The organism is Lysinibacillus sp. FJAT-14222 (assembly GCF_001278875.1).
GTDB lineage: Bacteria > Bacillota > Bacilli > Bacillales_A > Planococcaceae > Lysinibacillus > Lysinibacillus agricola.
Window position 1 is genome coordinate 1 of the sequence record NZ_LIYL01000037.1, and the last position, 1,445, is coordinate 1,445.

General features: G+C 35.2%; 1 protein-coding gene. It reads right to left on the minus strand.

Annotated features, from left to right (window positions below; translation table 11 throughout):
• Positions 1-36: 36 nt before the first annotated feature.
• Positions 37-1,391 (minus strand): IS3 family transposase gene (locus tag AN161_RS28255; RefSeq protein WP_143114848.1). Its coding sequence is split into 2 segments (ribosomal slippage): positions 37-938 and positions 938-1,391, totalling 1,356 coding nucleotides; the frame shifts between segments, so codons are not numbered across the junction.
• Positions 1,392-1,445 lie beyond the last annotated feature (54 nt).

Consider the following 1,445-nt stretch of genomic DNA (forward strand, 5'->3'; position numbering starts at 1 on the left):
TGAAGTGACCCCTAAAAGTTAGACACGGTTATTTCATTAGGCAGCTTGTGTAAAACGAGTTCGGTATTGCACCGGACTCGTTTTTAATTTTGCCTTAATCCGTTTCGTATTATAGTAATTGATATATTTTTCTAATTCTATTTTAAAATGCTCTATACTTTCAAATTCCCTCATGTAAAGGAATTCAGATTTCATAATTCCAAAGAAATTTTCCATGACAGAGTTGTCGTAACAGTTTCCTTTACGAGACATACTTTGAACAATCTCTCTTGATTCTAAGGCGCGACGATATTTTTCCATTTGATAATGCCAGCCCTGATCGGAATGCATGAGTAGCTGATGGTGCTCAGGTAAACGTTCAAACGCTTTGTCCAACATATCTGAAACAAGTGAATAGGTTGGTCTAGAACCAATTGTATACGTAATAATTTCCCCGTTAAATAAATCTAAAACTGGCGATAAATAAAGTTTTTCACCGAATAATTTAAATTCCGTAATGTCTGTTACCCACTTTTCATTTGGGGCATCTGCTTTAAAATTGCGGTCTAAAATATTTGGCGCAATTTTGCCAACGTTCCCTTTATAGGATTTATATTTTTTCATACGTACTAAGCATTTTAAACCAAGCTCTTTCATGATGCGTTGCACTTTTTTGTGATTCACTTTTTGTCCACGATTCGCTAGTTCATCACGAATACGGCGATAGCCATAACGCCCTTCATGTTCTTCATAAATCTCCTTTATTTCTGCTTTTAAATCGGCATCTGGATCCGGTCGATTCATACGTTTTACTAAATCATAGTACGTACTTCGTGGAATGCCAGCGAGTTTTACAAGTGCTTTCACCGGATATTTATGCCTTAACTCATAGACTACTTGTGCTTTGTCCTGTTTGGTGATTTTTCCTTGTTTTGAACTAAGGCATTCAACTTTTTTAAATACTCGTTTTCCATCTCTAGTTGTTTAATACGTGCTTCAAGTGCTTCGGTAGAGTCTTTAACTGGTGCTTGTTTCGATTGTTTATTGAAATCTTTTTTCATGGATGGACGCCCCTTTTTCTTTGATTGAAGGGCATCTAATCCTTGAGTTTCATATTGCTTTCTCCAAACACTAATTGTTGAAGGGGCAGGTATTTTAAATATAGCTGCCGTTTCGTTTAAGGATGTACCGTTTTCAATCATAAAATTTAGTACATCCATTTTAAACGTTAGTGTGTAATTTGTATATGGCTGAAGAAAAGCTTCAACACCATTGTATTCATATTGCTTAATCCATTTAAAGATTGCTTGTTTATTAGTCCCCAAAGATTTAGCTATTTTATTAGCACTTTCATTTCCATTTAAGTAACGCTCAACTGCTTGTAATTTATTTTCTGCAGTATATTTAACCATAAAAAACTGCACCTCCAATTGTTAGATGTGTCTAACAATTGGGGCGCAGTTCAT